Origin of the sequence: Burkholderia sp. HI2714 (genome assembly GCF_002223085.1) — a bacterium.
In the GTDB taxonomy this organism is placed as follows: Bacteria; Pseudomonadota; Gammaproteobacteria; order Burkholderiales; family Burkholderiaceae; genus Burkholderia; species Burkholderia lata_D.
This window is the reverse complement of sequence record NZ_NKFM01000037.1, coordinates 207,953-225,146: the sequence shown is the minus strand read 5'-3', so window position 1 is coordinate 225,146 and position 17,194 is coordinate 207,953. Positions and strand designations below refer to the sequence as shown.

Below are 17,194 nucleotides of genomic sequence, written 5' to 3'. Positions count from 1 at the left end.
ACGCCTCATCGCGGGCGCGCGCCGCTCACCGTCATTCACCACTGATGGATTTCGACGTCATCGTTCTCGGCGCAGGCATCGTCGGCGTCTCCGCGGCACTTCACCTGCAGGATCGAGGACGCAAGGTCGCCCTCGTCGATCGCGGCGCGCCCGGCGAAGGCACGAGCTTCGGCAACGCGGGGTTGATCGAGCGCTCGTCGGTCGAACCGTATCCGTTCCCGCGCAGCCCGTTCACGCTGATACGCTATGCGCTGAACCGCTCGACCGATCTTTACTGGCACAGCGCGTCGCTGCCCGCATTCGCGCCCTGGCTCGCGCGTTTCTGGTGGGAATCGGCGCCGCTGCGTCACGCGGCGGCGTCGCGCGACATGCTGCCGCTTATCGAGCGCTGCATCGTCGAGCACGACGCGCTGATCGCGCGGGCCGGCGCCGGCGAACTCATCCGCGCGAACGGCTGGCTGGAAGCGTTCCGCACGCCGGCCGCGTTCGAACGCAGCGTGGCCGAAGCCGGACTCACCGCGCGCCGCCACGGGCTCGGCATCACGCCGCTCGATGCCGCCGCGCTGAGCGCGCACGAACCGAGCCTCGCGCCCGGCTTCTGCGGCGCATTGCACTGGCTCGATCCGAAAAGCGTCGTCGACCCGTCCGCGCTCGTCAAAGCGTACGCGCAACTCTTCGTGCAAGGCGGCGGCACGCTGCTGACGGGCGACGCCGCGAGCCTCGACGCGCTGTCGCCGGGCTGGCAGGTCCGGACGCAGGACGGCCTGGCCGCCGCGCCGGCCGTGGTCGTCGCGCTCGGCCCGTGGTCCGACACGGTGTTCGGCAAGTTCGGCTACACGATCCCGCTGCGCGAGAAGCGCGGCTATCACATGCACTACGCGCCGTCCGCGCGCGGCGTGCCGTCGGCGCCGATCGTCGATCGCGAATACGGTTACGTGATCGCACCGATGAAGCGCGGGTTGCGGCTGACGACCGGCGTCGAGATCGCGCGGCGCGGCGTGCCGCCCACCGGCGTGCAGCTCGAACGCGCGGAACGCGTCGCGCGGCCTGTATTCGGTTTCGGCGAGCGGCTCGACCCGCACCCGTGGCTCGGCTTCCGGCCGTGCACGCCCGACATGCGCCCGGTGATCGGGCCGGCGCCCGCGCATCGCGGGCTGTGGTTCGCGTTCGGGCACAACCATCACGGGTTGACGCTCGGCCCCGTCACCGGCCGCCTGCTGGCCGAGATGATGACGGGCGAAACGCCGTTCACCGATCCGGCGCCGTATCGCGCGGATCGCTTCTGAACGGGCAACCGATCACGCTTCGACGCGCGCTCAACCGATCACGCTTCGACGCGCGCTCAATCGAGCGCGCGACCGAAGATGCGAATCACTTCGTCCAGATGCTCGGCCATCGCGCGGCGCGCGGCATCCGGGTCGCGTGCGCGGATCGCATCGAGGATCGCGCGGTGTTCGAGTTCCGACCGGTGCGGCATGTCGTTCGGCATGTACAGCGACTGCAGCCGCTGGAACATCGGGTCGTACTTGTGCGCGAGCAGCTGCTTGATCATCAGCGCATACGCGGCGTTGTCGCTCGCTTCCGCGATGCGGATGTGAAACAGCCGGTCGCCCGGATGCGTGAGCGAGCCGCTGAGGTTGTCTGCCTGGTTGCGCAGGAACGCCTCGTGGATTCCTTCGATCTGCTCGTCCGACCCGTGCTTCGCAGCCAGCGACGCCGCTTCAGGCTCGATCAGACGGCGCGCCTGCAGCAACGCGAACGGCGGGATTTCGGTATCGAGGTCGAGTGCGATGCCGAGTTCGGGATCGATCTCGACGATCGTGAACGGCGCGGCCTTTTCCACAGGGACAGGCGTGGGCTCGGGGGCAGCCGTTTCGGGGTGGCGCACCTTCACGCCGTCGCCGACGCGCACGCTCACGAGCCCGCTCACTTCGAGCGCGATCAGCGCCTCGCGCACCGAGGTGCGCGACACACCGAACTGTTCGGCCAGTTCGCGCTCGGGCGGCAGGTAGCTGCCCGGCGGAAAATCGCCGGACTCGATCATCGCACTGAGCTTGTCGGCGATCTGCTGGTAGAGACGGCGGTTCTGAATCGGCTGGATGGACATACGTCGGGACTGGTGATCGGTTTCGTTCCGGACGGCCGCGCGCGCATCGCACGCAACCGTTTGCGCATATTCTAAAGGTTCGGCCCCGGGCATCGGGTGAAGCATCGATGCGACCGCAACCATCGACACACCGCGGCACCCGTTGCCATTCGTCCGACGAAGCCACGTTCCAACGCATACGCCCGCGCGTTCACGTCGGCACCGCGTAGCAACGCGCGGCGGTGCCGCCCCACAGCGCGTTGCGCTCGGCCGCCGACAGCCGCGATTCGGCCCAGCGCTCGATGATCGACGCAACTTCGTCATACGACGCGGCCAGCAGGCACACGGGCCAGTCCGACCCGAACATCAGCCGCTGCGGGCCGAACGCGTCGAGTGCCGCGTCGAGACACTGCTCGATGCGCCGGACGTCCTTCCCGCGCAGCCCGCGCTTCCAGTCGGCCTCGGTCACGAGCCCCGACAGCTTGCACACGACATGCGGCAGCGCGCCCAGCTCGCGCAACGCGGCACGCCAGCGCGCGAGCGCCGTGTCGTCGCGCTCGAAGTCGGCGAGCGCGGGCTTGCCGACGTGATCGAGCACGAGCCAGTGCACGTCGTGCCGCGCACAAAACGCCCACACGTCCCGCAACTGGCGCTCGAACACGAGCACGTCGTACACATAGCCGTTCGCCTGCAGCCACGCGATGCCGCGGTTGAAGCCCGGCTCCGCGACGAACGCGCCGGCATCGGCTTCGTCCTGTACCTGGTGACGGAACCCGCGCAGCTTCGGGCTGCGCCATTCGGCAATGCGATCCGCGAGCTGCGGCGCGGCGAGATCCTCCCAGCCGACCACCGCCGCGATGCGCGCATCGTCGCGTGCGAGATCGAGCAGGAACGCCGTCTCGTCGCGCCCGGCGCGCGCCTGCACCGCGATCGACGCGCCGATCGCCTGCGCATGCATCAGCGGCCATAGCGCGTCGGGCAGGTAGTCGCGCGCGAGCACCCCCATCCCGGCGCCGATCCACGGATAATCGGCGGCGCGATAGCGCCAGAAGTGCTGATGGGAATCGATACGCGCTGCACCCATGATGCCCTCGTGTCCGGTCGCCGCGGCGGCGGCGCGCGCCGCCGCCGCTCGACGCAACGTTCAGTCGTACAACACCGCCGTGATCTTCGGATCGTCGATATTGGTCTTGTCGTACCAGTAGAAGCCGGTATCGATGACCTTCGGCAGCTTCTCGCCCTTGATCGCCTTTACGGCCGCCTCGACCGTCTTGTAGCCGATCCCGACCGGGTTCTGCGTGATCGCGCCGGCCATCAGCCCGCTGCGGATCGCGTCCTTCTGCTGCTTGCCGGAATCGTACCCGACGATCACGACCTTGCGCTTCATCTCGCGCACGCCGTTGACCACACCGATCGCCGAGCCTTCGTTGGTGCCGAACAGCCCCTTGAGCTTCGGATACGCCTGCAGGATCGACTTCGTCACCTCGGTCGACTTCAGCTGGTCGCCTTCGCCGTACTGCACGGTCACGACCTGCACCTTCGGGTGCGCCGACTTCATCCGTTCGAGGAAGCCGTCGCGGCGATCGATGCCGGTGCGGCTCGTCTGGTCGTGCGCGACCACGGCCACCTCGCCTTCATCGCCGATCAGCGCGGCGAGCTTGTCGGCGGCGAGCGACGCGGCGGCCTTGTTGTTGGTCGCGGCCGTCGTCACCGGGATGTCGCTGTCCACGCCCGAGTCGAACGCGATCACCGGGATCTTCTCGGCCTGCGCCTTCTTCAGGAGCGGCAGCGCGGCCTTGCTGTCGAGCGCCGCGAAGCCGAGCGCGGCCGGCTTCTTCGCGATCGCGGCCGACAGCATGTCGATCTGCTTGTCGACCATCGCCTCGGTCTCCGGCCCGTCGAACGTCACCCTCACCTTGTAGTCCTTCGCGGCCTGCATCGCGCCCGCTTTCACGGCCTGCCAGAACTGATGCTGGAAGCCCTTCGAGATCAGCGGGATGTAGGTTTCCTGCGCCTGCGCGCCGGTCGTGACGCCGACGGCGAACGTCAGCCCGACGATCGCGTTCAACACCTTGCTCCTGATCACTTCGCGTCTCCTTTTTTCGTATCGACTCAACCGACTGGAACGACTGGGACGCCGGCCGGAACCGGCGATGAAGCACATGCCTGCATGAATGCGACCGTCAGCGGCGCCGCCGGCGCAGGATGTCGACGTAGACGGCGAGGATGATGATCACGCCCGTCACGACCGTCTGCCATTCCTGCGCGACCGACATGATGCGCAGGCCGTTCGTCAGCACGCTCATGATGAACGCGCCGATGATGGTGCCGACGATGCTGCCCGCGCCGCCCGACAGCGACGTGCCGCCGATCACCACGGCCGCGATCGCATCGAGCTCGTAGCCCTGCCCGAGCGCGGGCTGCGCGGAATTCAGCCGCGACGCGATCAGCAGCCCGGCGATCCCGCACACCGCGCCGCTGAACGTGTAGACCGCGATCTTCCACGCATCGACGTTGACGCCCGACAGCCGCAGCGCTTCCTCGTTGCTGCCGAGCGCGAACGTGTAGCGGCCGAAGATCGTGCGGTTCAGCACGATCGACGCGCCGACCGCGACGAGGAACAGGATCAGCACCGCGTTCGGAATCGGCAGCGCCGGAATCAGGTTGCCGATCAGCGAATCCTGCGCGATCGACGTGAAGCCCGGCGTGTCGTTGAAGTAGATCGGCCGCGTGCCCGAGATCACGAGCGACAGCCCCTTGAGCAGCATCATCATGCCGAGCGTCGCGATGAACGGCGGCACCTTCATCTTCGCGATCACGAAGCCCGACACGCTGCCCGACAGCGCGCCGAAGCACAGCGCGGCCAGGATCCCGAGCGGCAGCGGCATGCCCCACTTCGTCAGCACGACGCCGGCCATCACCGCGCAGAACGTCATCAGCGTGCCGACCGACAGGTCGATGCCCGACGTGATGATCACGTAGGTACAGGCGACGGCCAGCACGCCGTTTACCGCGGTGGCCTGCAGGATCGCGACGAGGTTGTCGACTTCGAGGAAGTTCGGCGACGCGAAGCTGAAGAACACGATCAGCAGCACGAGGCTCGCGAACGCAAGCAGCTTCTGCCGCGCGGCCGGGTTGAAGAAGCGCGACTTCAGGCTCGATGCGCCGGCCGGCGCGTCGCCGGAAGCGAGAGGCGGAACGGGATGCGTATCGTTGGACATGATCGGGTAAGCGTCTCGGCGTCTGATTCAGGACAATACGGTCGACTCGCGCTGCGTCGCGAGCTGCATGATCTTTTCCTGCGTGGCCTCGGCCGCGCGCAATTCGCCGGTCACGCGTCCTTCGCACATCACGAGAATCCGGTGGCTCATGCGCAGCACCTCGGGCAACTCCGACGAGATCATCACGATCGCCTTGCCGTCGGCGGCGAGCGCGTCGAGCAGCTTGTAGATCTCGCTTTTCGCGCCGACGTCGATCCCGCGCGTCGGTTCGTCGAAGAACAGGATGTCGCAGTCGCGCAGCAGCCACTTCGCGATCACGATCTTCTGCTGGTTGCCGCCTGACAGCAGCCGCGCCGGCTGCGCGACCGACGGCGTGCGGATCGCGAGCTGCCGCACGTACGACTGCGCGGTGTCGCGCAACGCACGCGCGTCGAGGAACACGCCGCGGCGCACGAAGCGGCGCATGCTCGACAGCGCGATGTTGTTCTGCACGTCCATCCCGACCGCGAGCCCGAAATGCTTGCGATCCTCGGACAGGTAGCCGATGCCGTACTTCACCGCATCGGCCGGCGTGCGGATCGTCACGGCCCTGCCGTTCACGCGGATCTCGCCCGCATCGACCGGGTCCGCGCCGAACACCGCGCGCGCGACCTCGGTGCGGCCTGCGCCCATCAACCCGGCGAAGCCGAGAATCTCGCCGCGCCGCAGTGTGAAGCCGACATCGCGGATCGCGCGGCCGCGCGACAGCCCGCGCACTTCGAGTGCGACGTCGTTCGCGGACGTATCGGGCGGCGTGCGGAATTCGGTCGCGAGCTGGCGGCCGACCATCATCGCGATGATCGTGTCCATCGACGTGTCCGCCATCGGCACGGTCGCCACGTACTTGCCGTCGCGCATCACGGTCACGCGATCGGCGATCTGGCGCAGTTCGTCCATCTTGTGCGAGATGTAGACGATGCCGACACCGTGCGTGCGCAAATCGCGGATGATGCGGAACAGCTCGGCGATCTCCGCGTTGTTGAGCGCGGCGGTCGGCTCGTCCATGATCAGCACGCGCGAGTCGAACGACAGCGCCTTCGCGATCTCGACCATCTGCTGCTTCGCCACCGTGAGCCGGCCGACCGGCGTACGCGGGTCGAGATCGAGCCGCATCCGCGCGAAGATCGCGGCCGCGTCGCGGTTGAGTGCCGCTTCGTCGACGAACACGCCGAAGCGGCCGCGCGGCTCGCGGCCGATGAAGATGTTCTGCGCGACGCTCAGGTGGTTCATCAGGTTCAGTTCCTGATGGATGATGCCGATCCCGAGCGCCTGCGCGGCGCGCGGATCGGCGATCTCCACCGCGCGGCCGTCCATCCGGATCTCGCCGTCGTCGCGCTGGTAGACGCCCGCCAGGATCTTCATCAGCGTCGACTTGCCGGCGCCGTTCTCGCCCATCAGCGCATGCACTTCGCCGGCACGCAGGTCGAAACGGCAATCGTCGAGCGCCTGCACGCCCGGGAAGCGCTTGCCGATGCCGGTCAATGCGATCAACGGCAGCGCGGCGTTCGGGTTCAAGTCCGGTTGCATGGATCGCCGCCCTCAGCTGATCGCACGGTCGAGATGCGTATAGCCGCCGTCGACGAACAGCCACTGGCCCGTCGTGTGCGATGCGCGCGCCGACAGCAGGAACACGGCCGTATCGGCGATTTCGTCGGCCGTCGTGAAGCGTTGGCCGAGCGGCACCTTGCCGGCAATTTCCGCGACCTTCGCTTGCGGGTCGTCGAAGCCGGCGATCCAGTTCTGATAGAGCGGCGTCATCACCTCGGCCGGAATCACCGCGTTCACGCGCACGCCGTCGTCACGCAACGCGACGGCCCATTCGCGCGTCAACGCAAGCTGTGCGCCCTTCGATGCGCAATAGCCGCTCGTGTTGCCCTGCCCGGTGACGGCCGTCTTCGACGAAATATTGACGATCGCGCCGCGCGACGCCTTCAGGTGCGGCACGCAGTAGTGCGCCATCACGTAGTAGTGGATCAGGTTGCGTTCGAGCGACGCGACGAATGCGTCGCGTCCGGCATCGAGCCCGATGCTGTCGTTGACGCCCGCGTTGTTGACCAGGCCGTCGAGTCGGCCGAAGCGCGTGACCGTTTCCGCAACGGCATCGCGGCACTGCGCATCGTCCTGCAATTCGACCGAGATGCACGCGGCTTGCGGCTGCTTCTGCACGAGTGCGCGCCAGAATGCGTCGTCGGGCGCGTGGCGCGCGAACACCACCGGAATCGCGCCTTCTTCGGCCAGCCGCATCGAGATCGCGGCGCCGATGCCCGACGCGCCGCCGGTCACGATCACGACCTTGTGTTGCAGATTCAGATCCACTTCGCGTCTCCGTCGTTCATGTTGTCGGCACGCTCGACGCGTGTCAGCCGCGGAACCGGTACTGCTCCAGCGATTCGGGCTTCATCTCGATCGAGAAACCGGGCGCCGTCGGCGGCATGTACGCCGCGCCGCGCACGACGCACGGTTCGACGAAATGCTCGTGCAGGTGATCGACGTACTCCGTCACGCGCCCTTCCTTCGTGCCGGCAATGCAGATGTAATCGATCATCGACAGATGCTGCACGTACTCGCACAACCCGACGCCGCCCGCATGCGGGCACACGGGCAGCCCGTACTTCGCGGCCATCAGCATCACCGCGAGAATCTCGTTCACACCGCCGAGCCGGCACGCATCGATCTGCACGACGTCGATCGCACCGCGCGCGATGAACTGCTTGAACAGCACGCGGTTCTGGCACATCTCGCCGGTCGCGACCTGCACGGGCGCGATCGCCTTGCGGATCTTGCGATGCCCTTCGACGTCGTCGGGGCTGGTCGGCTCCTCGATGAACCACGGCCGCGCGAACGCCAGCTCGCGCACCCAGTCGATCGCCTCGTCCACTTCCCACACCTGGTTCGCGTCGATCATCAGCTTGCGGTCCGGGCCGATCACCTCGCGTGCGATCGTCACGCGGCGAATGTCGTTCTCCAGGTTCGCGCCGACCTTCAGCTTCACGTACTCGAACCCGGCTTCGACGGCTTCGCGGCACAGCCGCCGCAGCTTGTCGTCGCTGTAGCCGAGCCAGCCGGCCGACGTCGTGTAGCAAGGGTAGCCGTCGCGCTCGAGCAGCGCGATCCGGTCGGCCTTGCCGGGCGCCTGGCGGCGCAGCAGGTCGAGCGCTTCGTCCGGCGTCAGGCAGTCGGTCAGGTAGCGGAAGTCGATCGCGCGCACCAGTTCCTCGGGGCTCATGTCGGCCACGAGCCGCCACAGCGGCTTGCGTTCGGCCTTCGCCCATAGATCCCACACCGCGTTGACGACCGCGCCCGTCGCCAGGTGGATCGCGCCCTTGTCGGGGCCGATCCAGCGCAGTTGGCTGTCCGACGTCACGTGCCGCCAGAAGCGGCCCATGTCTTCGCGGATCCAGTCGAGGTCGAGGCCGACGACGAGGTGACGCATCGCGTCGATCGCCGCGCAGCAGATTTCGTTGCCGCGTCCGATGGTGAACGTGAGCCCGTGACCTTCGAGCCCGTCATGGTCGGTTTCGAGCACGACGTAGGCCGCCGAATAATCGGGGTCCGGGTTCATCGCATCGGAGCCGTCGAGCTGGCGCGAAGTCGGGAAGCGCACGTCGAGGACGCGCATCGATCGAATGATAGGCATGGCGAACCGTCCGTTAAAGGAAATCAGGCCTGCACGGTGCGCTGGCGTTGCTCGCCGAGCCCGTCGATGCCGAGCGTGATCACCTGTCCGGCGCGCAGATAGACGGGCGGCTTCTGCCCGAGGCCGACACCCGGCGGCGTGCCGGTCGAGATCACGTCGCCCGGCTGCAGGCTCATGAAGCGGCTCAGGTAGCTGATCAGGTGCGGCACGCGGAACACCATCGTCGCGGTCGTGCCGTTCTGGTAGCGATGGCCGTCGACGTCGAGCCACAGCCGCAGCGCGTGCGGATCGGGCACTTCGTCGGCCGTTACGAGCCACGGGCCGAGCGGCCCGAACGTGTCGTTGCCCTTGCCCTTGTCCCACGTGCCGCCGCGTTCGAGCTGGAATTCGCGCTCCGACACGTCGTTCACGACGCAATAGCCGGCGACGTGCGACAGCGCGTCGGCTTCCGCGATGTAGCGGCCGCCCTGGCCAGTGACCACGCCGAGCTCGACTTCCCAGTCGGTCTTCTCCGAGCCGCGCGGAATCTCGACGTCGTCGTTCGGCCCCGAGATCGCGCTCGTCCACTTGCCGAACACGACGGGCTCCTTCGGGACTTCCATTCCCGATTCGGCCGCGTGGTCGGAGTAGTTGAGGCCGATGCAGATGAACTTGCCGACGCGGCCCACGCACGCGCCGAGCCGCGGCGTGCCTTCGACCAGCGGCAGCGACGACGGCGGAATGTCGCGCAGCCGCGCGAGCGATGCCGGCGCCAGCACGTCGCCGGCGATGTCGTCGATCACGCCGGACAGGTCGCGGATATGGCCCTGCGCATCGAGCAGGCCCGGCTTTTCATGGTGTTTGTCGCCAAATCTCAGCAGTTTCATGTCGTGTTGAGCCGATACGGAAAGTGAATGGGAGGGCGCGGTTAGTTCGACACGGTCAGTTTGACCAGCCGCCGTCGATCAGGTGGATCGCGCCGGTCGTAAACGACGCTTCGTCGGACGCGAGGTACAGCGCGAGCGCGGCCACTTCCTCCGCGCTGCCGATGCGTCCGATCGGCTGGCGCGCGACGAACGCCTGGCGCACCTCGTCGGTCGACACGTGGCGCATGCGCGCCTGGTCCGCGATCCGCTGTTCCAGCGACGGCGATTCGATCGTGCCCGGGCAAATTGCGTTGCAGCGGATGCCCCGCTCGACGAAATCGGCGGCCACCGCCTTGGTCAGGCCGATCACGGCCGCCTTGGTCGTGCCGTACACGAAGCGGTTGGGCACGCCCTTCACACTCGACGCGGCCGACGCCATGTTGATGATCGACGCGCCGCCGGCTTCGAGCATCGCGGGCAGCAGCGCGCGGATCAGCCGGTACATCGACGTGACGTTCAGGTTCAGCGAGAACGCCCATGCTTCGTCGTCGCAGTCGAGGATCGAGCCGTGGTGCACGAAGCCCGCGCAGTTGAACAGCACGTCGAATGCGCGTTCGCTCGCGGCAAGCGCCGCGATGTCCCGCGCATCGGTCACGTCGAGCCGACGGGTGGCCAGCCGGCCGCCGGCACGCTCGACGTCGGCCTCGAGCCGCACGAGCGCAGCTTCGTTGATGTCGGTCGCCAGCACGTCGGCGCCCTCGCTCGCGAACCGCAGCGCGGTCGCGCGGCCGATGCCCTGCCCGGCCGCCGTCACCAGCGCGCGTTTGCCCTGCAATCTCATGAGCACCTCTCCCGAAAAGCCGGCCACCCGTCGGCCGAATTGGCACAAAGGACTAAAGGTCCAGCCAATCATAGGAAGTGATTCCGCGTTTGTCACGGAATCGGGATTCAGTATTTACCCGGGTGGGGAAATCGGGCGTTCGAGCAAGGATTTGGCATTCGACGGCGCTCGGAGCGCCTGTCCGGGGGGCCGCGCAACCTCAATATCGGCGTGCCTTCGGGCGGGATGACGGCACACGTCCTGGCACGACATCCCGCCAAACTGACGAAAAAGTCATGTTCACGTCAGGGTCTCAACGGGATGCGCGCGCCATCATGACGTACCGGACTGCGCATCCGGTCCATCGCCACCCCGCCCGCGTTCGATCCCTGCGGGCACCTCCGTCCCCCGGCGATGGGCTCCGTGACTGGGCGAGCAGACACGGCGCGCAGGCCGATTTTCCGCCCCGGGCTTCACGTCCGGGGCGTTTTTGTCTGTGGTTTCCAAGAAAATAAGCTTGGATTGTTTCTAAATCGGCAAAAGGTAATTTGAGCCAGACAGGATGTTTTTTCCGGTCACAGACGCTTACATTTAGCGCACCACTCATGGAAACCGCTACGGATTCGCCATCGGGTAGTGACATCCACTGCCATGACCGAACCGCACGAGCTTTAGGAAACGGCAAATGAAGGCCTCCAAATCCCTGCCTGCGCTCGATCCCGCCGACGTTCACGTCGAAATCCTCGAACGTTCCGATACGCTGCTCGTCGTCCGCTGGGTCGAGCCCGGCCGCTGTCACTACGGTGAACAGCGCTGGCGCCGCCGCTTCGCGCAACGCACCGGCACCTGCGCGCTGTCGCGCCAGGTGATCCACCGCGGCGACGAAGTCTTCCGCCCGGCCGAACGCCCGGCACCCGCGAATGCAGCCGCGATGATCTCCGCCGCCGAAGTGCTCGCGCTGGCCGGCGGCAGGTAAATCCTGCCGGCCGCGCATCACGGCACGCGGCGCCTCACGATGCGCCGGCCCTAGAAGCGCCGGTCTAGTTCCCCCGCTTGTCTGCCACGCCCGCGCGCACTATCGTTACACCACTCAATGTAATGATTACGCGCCGCGGCCGCCCGGCCGCGCCGATGGAGGCAGACATGCATGCATGGAGCGCGCGCCACGTCCCGGCGCAAGGCGGCAAGGTCGCGGTCGTGACCGGCGCCAACAGCGGGCTCGGCTGGCAGCTGGCGGAAACGCTGGCCGCGAAAGGCGCGACGGTCGTGATGGGCTGCCGCGACGCGGCCCGCGCCGCGCAGGCGGCCGACGCGATCCGCCGGCTCCATCCCGATGCCCGCGTCGAAGTCGATGCGCTCGACCTCGCCGATCTCGCGTCGATCGCACGCTTCGCGGCCGAGGTGGCCGAACGCCATGGGCGCGTCGATATCCTCTGCAACAACGCCGGCGTGATGTTCCTGCCGCTGCGTCATACGCACGACGGCTTCGAGATGCAGTTCGGCACCAACCACCTCGGCCATTTCGCGCTCACCGGCCATCTGCTGCCCGCACTGCGCGCCGCACGTCGCGCGCGGGTCGTGACGATGTCGAGCGGCCTCAACCGCGGCGGCCGGATCCGCGTCGACGACCTGCGCGCCGAGCACCGCTACAACCGTTATCTCGCCTATTGCGACAGCAAGCTTGCCAATCTCGTGTTCGCGATCGAGCTGCAGCGCCGTTTCGAGCGCGCGGCGTTCGCCGGGATCAGCGTGGCCGCGCACCCGGGCTACGCGGCGACCAACCTGCAGTTCGCGGGCCCGGCAATGGACAGCTCGCCGGCCCGTGCGGCGCTGATGCGCGCCGCGAACCGTTATCTCGCCCAGCCGGCCGACCAGGGCGCGCTGCCCGCGATTCATGCGGCAACCTCGCCCGATCTCGCCGGCGGCGCGTACATCGGGCCGTCCGGCTGGTTCGAGTCGCGCGGGCTGCCGGCGCCCGCGAGCGTGCCACGCGCGGCGCGCGACGTGGCCTCCGCGGCGCTGTTGTGGGAAGCCTCGGAAGCCGCGACGGGCGTGCGTTTCCTCAGTTCGGGCGCACCGGCCGGACGTTCGCCGGGCCGGCCGTTCGACACGGCGGCCGAGGTGCGCTGAACCGCGCGTCGGCCGTCGCAACATTCGCCCTACTCGTTGCACCAACCGAAAAGAAAGCCGGTTGAAAGCCTGATTCGACGCGCCACTGTTACCACCCAGGAAACAATTTATCGTCAAAATCAGCGTTTACCCTCAACCCTCCGATGACTAAGATTTGATCAATTGCTTAAGACATGGTGTCGAGAGCGAACTCAATAAAACACCGGAGGTCATCATGAAATCGCTCGTTTCCGCAGTCGTTGCCGCTGCCGCCCTGTCCGCTTCGTTCGGCGCATTCGCTCAAAGCACCGTGACCCGCGCTCAAGTGCGCAACGAACTGGTCCAGCTCGAACAAGCCGGCTACAAGCCGGGCGTGTCGAGCCCGTACTACCCGAACGACATCCAGAGCGCCGAAGCGCGTGTTCATGGTGCCGACACCAGCGGCTACGGCGCACAACCGGCTCCGGCCGTCCACTCGGGCGCCCCGGCTGCATCGTCGAACGCTCGCGACTCGATCTTCTTCGGCCAGTAAGCCGATGCGCCCTTGGCGGGCGCCGCGCGTCGCGCGATGAAGCAATATCCGGACGAGCCCCCTTGCGGGGCTCGTCCTTTTTTATGAAACGCATACCTCCGCCGTCCGGCAACGGGTGGCTTCGCCCGGGCGCCTGGCGTCCGGGCGCTTTTTCATCTGCGAGGGATGCGTGCGAGCAGGATGAAGCCGCGCGCGCCCGTCAGCGCGGCGCGGCCACGGCAGGCGTCGAACGCGACAGCACGCGCCACCGCGACAGCAGTTCGTCGCGATCGATGTAGCAGCCCTGCAGGTGCCGGCGGCCGGTAGACGGATCGAACTCGGTGCGCGCATGCAGCACGCGCCGGTTGTCGAACGCCCACATGTCGCCCGCCCGCAGCCGGCGCTGCACGCGAAAGCGCGGCTCGCGCGCCAGCGCGAGAAATCGCCGGTACGCGCGATAGACGGCCGCGACCGAGCCGGCCGGCGCATCGAGCGGCCCGCGCAGGAAATTCGCGACGCGCACCTCCGTCACGTTGCCGCGCGCGTCGAGCCCGATCACCGGCGCCGAGCAGCGGTAGTCGCTGTTCGCACTCTTGTTCCAGAACTCGAACGGCGTCACCGCGAGTTGTTCGAAATCGGCCGGATGCTCGCACCGCAGCGCATCGGCCAGCGCGAAGCCGTCGAGGAATACGCTGTCGCCGCCGGTCGCGTCGTTCGCGAGGCAATGCAGGAACTGCACGCCCGGCTGCAACTCGCGGGTCGGCAGGTCCGTATGCGGCGGCAGGTTCAGCGACGTATACGCGTTGCTGTCCGGGCGCGGTTTCGATTCGACGTCGAACAGCACGCCGAAATTGCTCTCGCGGATCAGGCCGATGCGGCGTGCGATCTCGTCGACACGGCCACGCTCGGCCGGCACGCCTTCGACGAGCGTCAGCCCCGTGCGTTGCAACGCGGCGAGCCACGCGAGCAATGCTCCGTCGTCCGCCATCACGTCGCGCCACGCGAACACGCCGATGGCCGTCGCATCGTCACCGGCCCACACGTGCCGCCCGTGCGCGGCCTGACGCTCCGCGCGCGACTCGTCGTCGTATGCATGCGCGCGCAACCAGCCCGGCGACCACGCGCTGCGATGTCCGTCATTCCACTCGACATGCAGCGCGCCGTCGGTTTCGACGTGCACCGTCAGCGCGGAGAGATCCTCGCGCGCATCGGCGATCTCGAACACCTGTTCACGCGTGACGGCATGCACGCATGCGGAACACGCGCAGTTGTCGCGCAGCCAGTCGAAATGAAACGGCGATCGTCGCGTGTCGCTCCATTCGACGTCCACCGCGCCGTCGCCAATCGTCGCCGCCGCAATGGCCGCGTCGGCCGAAAACGTCCGCCAGTCCTCGATACGGTGTTGCGCTGCCTGCATCGTTGCCTCCTGGAAACGCCCGCTACGCGTGTGGTGCGAGCAGAAACCCGCCGACCGTCCGGTGCAGCCGCGCCGCCTGCGGGCTCGTTCCGAGCGCGCGCCAGCAGCCGTGCACCAACCCTTCTCCCATCCAGTAGTGCGCGGCCCCGCCGGCCGCGCGAATCCGTTCGACATACACGCGCGCGTCGTCGCGCAGCGGATCGTGTTCCGCGCCGATCGCGAGCACGGGCGGCAGGCCGTCGAAACGCGCCGCCGCGAGCGGCACCGACGCACGCAGCAGCGGGTTGCCGTCTCCCAGCGCATCGAGCAAGCCGCCTTCCCAGTACAACGCGCGATAGCGATGGACGTCGTCGAGCGTCAGCATCGGCGCGTGTGCTTCCGTTTCGCGCGCGGGCGATTGCGGTTCGAACCCGAGCATCGGATAGACGAGCGCGATGCCGTCGACACCGCATTCGCCCGCATCGCGCAGCGCCGTGGCCACGGCCGCCGCGAGCATGCCGCCCGCACTGTCGCCCGCGAGCGTCAGCGGATGCGCGCACGGACCGAACGGCCAGCGCGCATCGCGCGCGGCAAGCGTGACCTCCAGGCAATCTTCAAGCGCGGCCGGCGCGCGATGCTCGGGCGCCAGCCGGTAGTCGACCGCGATCACGTCGAGCCCCGTATCGGCCGCCAGTTGCGCGGTGATCAGCGCGTGACTGTCGAGCGAGCCGACGACGAAGCCGCCGCCATGAAAGAACAGCACCGTGCCGCGTGGCGTGCGGTGCGCGGACGTGTAACGCCGCAGCGCGATCGCACGGCCGTCGGCGGCATGCCAGACGGCGTCCTGCTGCACGATGCCGGCCGGCAGCGCGGCTGGCGTCCATTCGGCCGCGAAGCGGTCGTAGAGGCGACGCTGCTCGGCGGGCGAACGCGCCGCCGCATCGGCCGGATACCACGCGTCGACGGCGGCAACGAACGTCGCGATTTCCGGTTCGAGCATCGTGTGCGCTCCGAGGTCGAAGGTTCGCGCCGGCTAGCGGCGCGGCGGCAGCCCGATCACGCGGCCCGCGTACGCGGGCGCCGCGCAATCGCGCTGCAACGCATGCAGCTCGGCCACGCGTGCGGCCACGTCGTCGTCGAACGGCGCCGATTTCGCACCGTCGCGTGTATCGACGTGCAGCAGCATCTGCTCGCTCGCCGATACCGCATCGTCGTGCCCGGCCGCGAACAGCTCGAGATACAGGTGCAGCCGCTTCGCGTCGTGTGCGAGCACGCGTGCGTCGACGCGCACCGGCGTGCCCTCCTTGATCTCGTGCAGGTAGTTCACGTGCGCTTCGAGCGTGTAGACCGAGCGCCCCCGCTCGCGACGTGCGGCGTCGTCGAGGCCGATGCGGTCCAGCAGCGCATCGGTCGCGAAGCTGAAGATCAACAGATAGAACGCATCGCGCAGGTGGCCGTTGTAGTCGACCCATTCGGGCCGCACCACGTCGCGGTAAATCGTCAGCGGGGTATCGCCGGTCATCGTCTCTCGTCCTCAGTCTTCGAATCGCATCCCGTGCCGCGCCTTCACCGCGGCGATCGACTTCAGCACCTCGGTGATGCACTCGTCGCGATAACGCTCGAGCTCCTTGATGCTGCGCGTGCCCTGCTGTTCGGTCGTGCCTTCGACGACGCTGTCGATCAGCGCGTCAGTCAGCGTGGGCGCGACCAGCTTCGTCCACGGCAATTCGAGCGCGGGGCCGAACTGCTGCATGAAGTGTCGCATGCCCGCATCGCCGCCCGCGAGCGTGTAGGTCAGGAACGTGCCCATGAACGACCAGCGGATGCCGGCGCCGAAGCGGATCGCATCGTCGATCTCGCCGGTCGTCGCGACGCCTTCGTTGACGAGGTGCAGCGCCTCGCGCCACAACGCTTCGAGCAGCCGATCGGCGATGAAGCCCGGCACTTCCTTGCGCACGTGCAGCGGCCGCATGCCGAGCTTGCGATAGATCTCCATCGCGCCTTCGACCGCCTCCGGCGACGTGCGCGCGCCGCCGAGCACCTCGACGAGCGGCAGCAGGTAGACGGGATTGAACGGATGGCCGACCACGCAGCGCTCCGGATGCGTCGCCCGTGCGTAGAAATCCGTCGGCAGCAGCCCCGACGTCGACGACGCGATGATCGCGTCGGGCTTCGCCGCGCGGCTGATCTGCTCGTGCAGTTCGAGCTTCAGCGCCTCGCGCTCGGGCGCGCTTTCCTGGATGAAATCCGCTTCGGCGACGCATGCCTCGATCGTCGAGACGAAACGCAGCCGCGCGGGGTCGGCGCCCGGTGCGAGGCCAACGCGTTCGAGCGCGGGCCACGCATTCGCGACGTTCGCGCGCAACCGCGCTTCCGCGCCCGGCGCCGGGTCCCATACGACCACGTCGAGACCGTGCGCGAGCGCGCGGGAAATCCATCCGCTGCCGATCACGCCGGTGCCGATGGCGGCGAACGTCTTGATGTCGGTCTTCACTGCCATGTCAACGCATCCTTCAAATCAGGGGAAATC

At 67.8% G+C, this 17,194-nt stretch carries 17 protein-coding genes; 4 read left to right on the top strand and 13 right to left on the bottom strand.

What is annotated here, in order from left to right:
• Window positions 1-44: 44 nt before the first annotated feature.
• Window positions 45-1,286, top strand: a complete 1,242-nt coding sequence (locus tag CFB82_RS21510) for an NAD(P)/FAD-dependent oxidoreductase (RefSeq protein ID WP_089485197.1) — start codon at window positions 45-47, stop codon at window positions 1,284-1,286.
• Between the two features lie 56 nt (window positions 1,287-1,342).
• On the opposite strand, the gene CFB82_RS21505 is transcribed toward CFB82_RS21510, so the two are convergent.
• The 9 genes from CFB82_RS21505 to CFB82_RS21465 all read right to left on the bottom strand — a co-directional run bounded on the left by CFB82_RS21505 (window position 1,343) and on the right by CFB82_RS21465 (window position 10,669).
• On the bottom strand, window positions 1,343-2,107 hold the full coding sequence (locus tag CFB82_RS21505) for a FadR/GntR family transcriptional regulator (RefSeq protein WP_089485196.1): 765 nt from the start codon (window positions 2,105-2,107) through the stop codon (window positions 1,343-1,345).
• A gap of 190 nt (window positions 2,108-2,297) precedes the next feature.
• Window positions 2,298-3,170 (bottom strand): amidohydrolase family protein, encoded by an 873-nt coding sequence (locus CFB82_RS21500; protein ID WP_089485195.1) that lies wholly within the window; start codon window positions 3,168-3,170, stop codon window positions 2,298-2,300.
• A gap of 60 nt (window positions 3,171-3,230) precedes the next feature.
• A complete protein-coding gene (locus tag CFB82_RS21495) occupies window positions 3,231-4,172 on the bottom strand; it encodes an ABC transporter substrate-binding protein (protein ID WP_089485194.1) in 942 nt (313 codons plus the stop codon).
• Between the two features lie 97 nt (window positions 4,173-4,269).
• Window positions 4,270-5,307 (bottom strand): ABC transporter permease, encoded by a 1,038-nt coding sequence (locus CFB82_RS21490; protein ID WP_089485193.1) that lies wholly within the window; start codon window positions 5,305-5,307, stop codon window positions 4,270-4,272.
• Between the two features lie 27 nt (window positions 5,308-5,334).
• The gene (locus tag CFB82_RS21485; protein WP_089485192.1) at window positions 5,335-6,873 is read right to left on the bottom strand and encodes a sugar ABC transporter ATP-binding protein; all 1,539 of its coding nucleotides are present in this window, start codon (window positions 6,871-6,873) and stop codon (window positions 5,335-5,337) included.
• Between the two features lie 12 nt (window positions 6,874-6,885).
• A complete protein-coding gene (locus CFB82_RS21480; protein WP_089485191.1) occupies window positions 6,886-7,662 on the bottom strand; it encodes an SDR family oxidoreductase in 777 nt (258 codons plus the stop codon).
• Between the two features lie 43 nt (window positions 7,663-7,705).
• Window positions 7,706-8,983 carry an L-fuconate dehydratase gene (locus CFB82_RS21475; RefSeq protein ID WP_089448193.1) on the bottom strand — a complete coding sequence of 426 codons (1,278 nt, stop codon included), beginning with the start codon at window positions 8,981-8,983 and terminating at the stop codon, window positions 7,706-7,708.
• A 23-nt stretch (window positions 8,984-9,006) separates the two neighbouring features.
• Complete coding sequence (locus tag CFB82_RS21470; RefSeq protein ID WP_089485190.1) at window positions 9,007-9,849, bottom strand: ureidoglycolate lyase; 843 nt, start codon at window positions 9,847-9,849, stop codon at window positions 9,007-9,009.
• A gap of 55 nt (window positions 9,850-9,904) precedes the next feature.
• Entirely contained in the window at window positions 9,905-10,669 is a 765-nt protein-coding gene (locus CFB82_RS21465; RefSeq protein WP_089485189.1) for an SDR family oxidoreductase, read from the bottom strand.
• A 664-nt stretch (window positions 10,670-11,333) separates the two neighbouring features.
• On the opposite strand from CFB82_RS21465, the gene CFB82_RS21460 reads away from it, so the two are divergent.
• The 3 genes from CFB82_RS21460 (at window position 11,334) to CFB82_RS21450 (ending at window position 13,289) form a co-directional block, all read left to right on the top strand.
• Window positions 11,334-11,624, top strand: coding sequence for a DUF3331 domain-containing protein (locus CFB82_RS21460; RefSeq protein ID WP_039366241.1), 291 nt, complete (start codon window positions 11,334-11,336; stop codon window positions 11,622-11,624).
• 167 nt (window positions 11,625-11,791) lie between these two features.
• Window positions 11,792-12,778, top strand: a complete 987-nt coding sequence (locus CFB82_RS21455) for an oxidoreductase (RefSeq protein WP_089485188.1) — start codon at window positions 11,792-11,794, stop codon at window positions 12,776-12,778.
• 214 nt (window positions 12,779-12,992) lie between these two features.
• The gene (locus CFB82_RS21450) at window positions 12,993-13,289 is read left to right on the top strand and encodes a DUF4148 domain-containing protein (RefSeq protein WP_039366237.1); all 297 of its coding nucleotides are present in this window, start codon (window positions 12,993-12,995) and stop codon (window positions 13,287-13,289) included.
• Between the two features lie 199 nt (window positions 13,290-13,488).
• Here CFB82_RS21450 and CFB82_RS21445 read toward each other — a convergent pair whose 3' ends face one another.
• The 4 genes from CFB82_RS21445 to CFB82_RS21430 are packed head-to-tail and all read right to left on the bottom strand — an operon-like array spanning window position 13,489 to window position 17,164.
• Window positions 13,489-14,685: a TauD/TfdA family dioxygenase gene (locus CFB82_RS21445; protein WP_089485187.1), complete on the bottom strand. Its 1,197-nt coding sequence runs from the start codon at window positions 14,683-14,685 to the stop codon at window positions 13,489-13,491.
• A 22-nt stretch (window positions 14,686-14,707) separates the two neighbouring features.
• On the bottom strand, window positions 14,708-15,664 hold the full coding sequence (locus CFB82_RS21440) for an alpha/beta hydrolase (RefSeq protein WP_089485186.1): 957 nt from the start codon (window positions 15,662-15,664) through the stop codon (window positions 14,708-14,710).
• A 33-nt stretch (window positions 15,665-15,697) separates the two neighbouring features.
• Window positions 15,698-16,186 carry a thioesterase family protein gene (locus CFB82_RS21435; protein WP_089485185.1) on the bottom strand — a complete coding sequence of 163 codons (489 nt, stop codon included), beginning with the start codon at window positions 16,184-16,186 and terminating at the stop codon, window positions 15,698-15,700.
• 12 nt (window positions 16,187-16,198) lie between these two features.
• Window positions 16,199-17,164 (bottom strand): L-carnitine dehydrogenase, encoded by a 966-nt coding sequence (locus CFB82_RS21430; protein WP_089485184.1) that lies wholly within the window; start codon window positions 17,162-17,164, stop codon window positions 16,199-16,201.
• Window positions 17,165-17,194: the final 30 nt, after the last annotated feature.

Bases quoted from the DNA above. Each gene is read 5' to 3' on its own strand.
- CFB82_RS21500 (WP_089485195.1), bottom strand. From the start codon at position 3,170: ATGGGTGCAGCGCGTATCGATTCCCATCAGCACTTCTGGCGCTATCGC.
- CFB82_RS21440 (WP_089485186.1), bottom strand. From the start codon at position 15,664: ATGCTCGAACCGGAAATCGCGACGTTCGTTGCCGCCGTCGACGCGTGG.
- CFB82_RS21460 (WP_039366241.1), top strand. From the start codon at position 11,334: ATGAAGGCCTCCAAATCCCTGCCTGCGCTCGATCCCGCCGACGTTCAC.
- CFB82_RS21455 (WP_089485188.1), top strand. From the start codon at position 11,792: ATGCATGCATGGAGCGCGCGCCACGTCCCGGCGCAAGGCGGCAAGGTC.
- CFB82_RS21475 (WP_089448193.1), bottom strand. From the start codon at position 8,983: ATGCCTATCATTCGATCGATGCGCGTCCTCGACGTGCGCTTCCCGACT.
- CFB82_RS21470 (WP_089485190.1), bottom strand. From the start codon at position 9,849: ATGAAACTGCTGAGATTTGGCGACAAACACCATGAAAAGCCGGGCCTG.
- CFB82_RS21485 (WP_089485192.1), bottom strand. From the start codon at position 6,873: ATGCAACCGGACTTGAACCCGAACGCCGCGCTGCCGTTGATCGCATTG.
- CFB82_RS21435 (WP_089485185.1), bottom strand. From the start codon at position 16,186: ATGACCGGCGATACCCCGCTGACGATTTACCGCGACGTGGTGCGGCCC.
- CFB82_RS21510 (WP_089485197.1), top strand. From the start codon at position 45: ATGGATTTCGACGTCATCGTTCTCGGCGCAGGCATCGTCGGCGTCTCC.
- CFB82_RS21490 (WP_089485193.1), bottom strand. From the start codon at position 5,307: ATGTCCAACGATACGCATCCCGTTCCGCCTCTCGCTTCCGGCGACGCG.
- CFB82_RS21505 (WP_089485196.1), bottom strand. From the start codon at position 2,107: ATGTCCATCCAGCCGATTCAGAACCGCCGTCTCTACCAGCAGATCGCC.
- CFB82_RS21430 (WP_089485184.1), bottom strand. From the start codon at position 17,164: ATGGCAGTGAAGACCGACATCAAGACGTTCGCCGCCATCGGCACCGGC.
- CFB82_RS21465 (WP_089485189.1), bottom strand. From the start codon at position 10,669: ATGAGATTGCAGGGCAAACGCGCGCTGGTGACGGCGGCCGGGCAGGGC.
- CFB82_RS21445 (WP_089485187.1), bottom strand. From the start codon at position 14,685: ATGCAGGCAGCGCAACACCGTATCGAGGACTGGCGGACGTTTTCGGCC.
- CFB82_RS21450 (WP_039366237.1), top strand. From the start codon at position 12,993: ATGAAATCGCTCGTTTCCGCAGTCGTTGCCGCTGCCGCCCTGTCCGCT.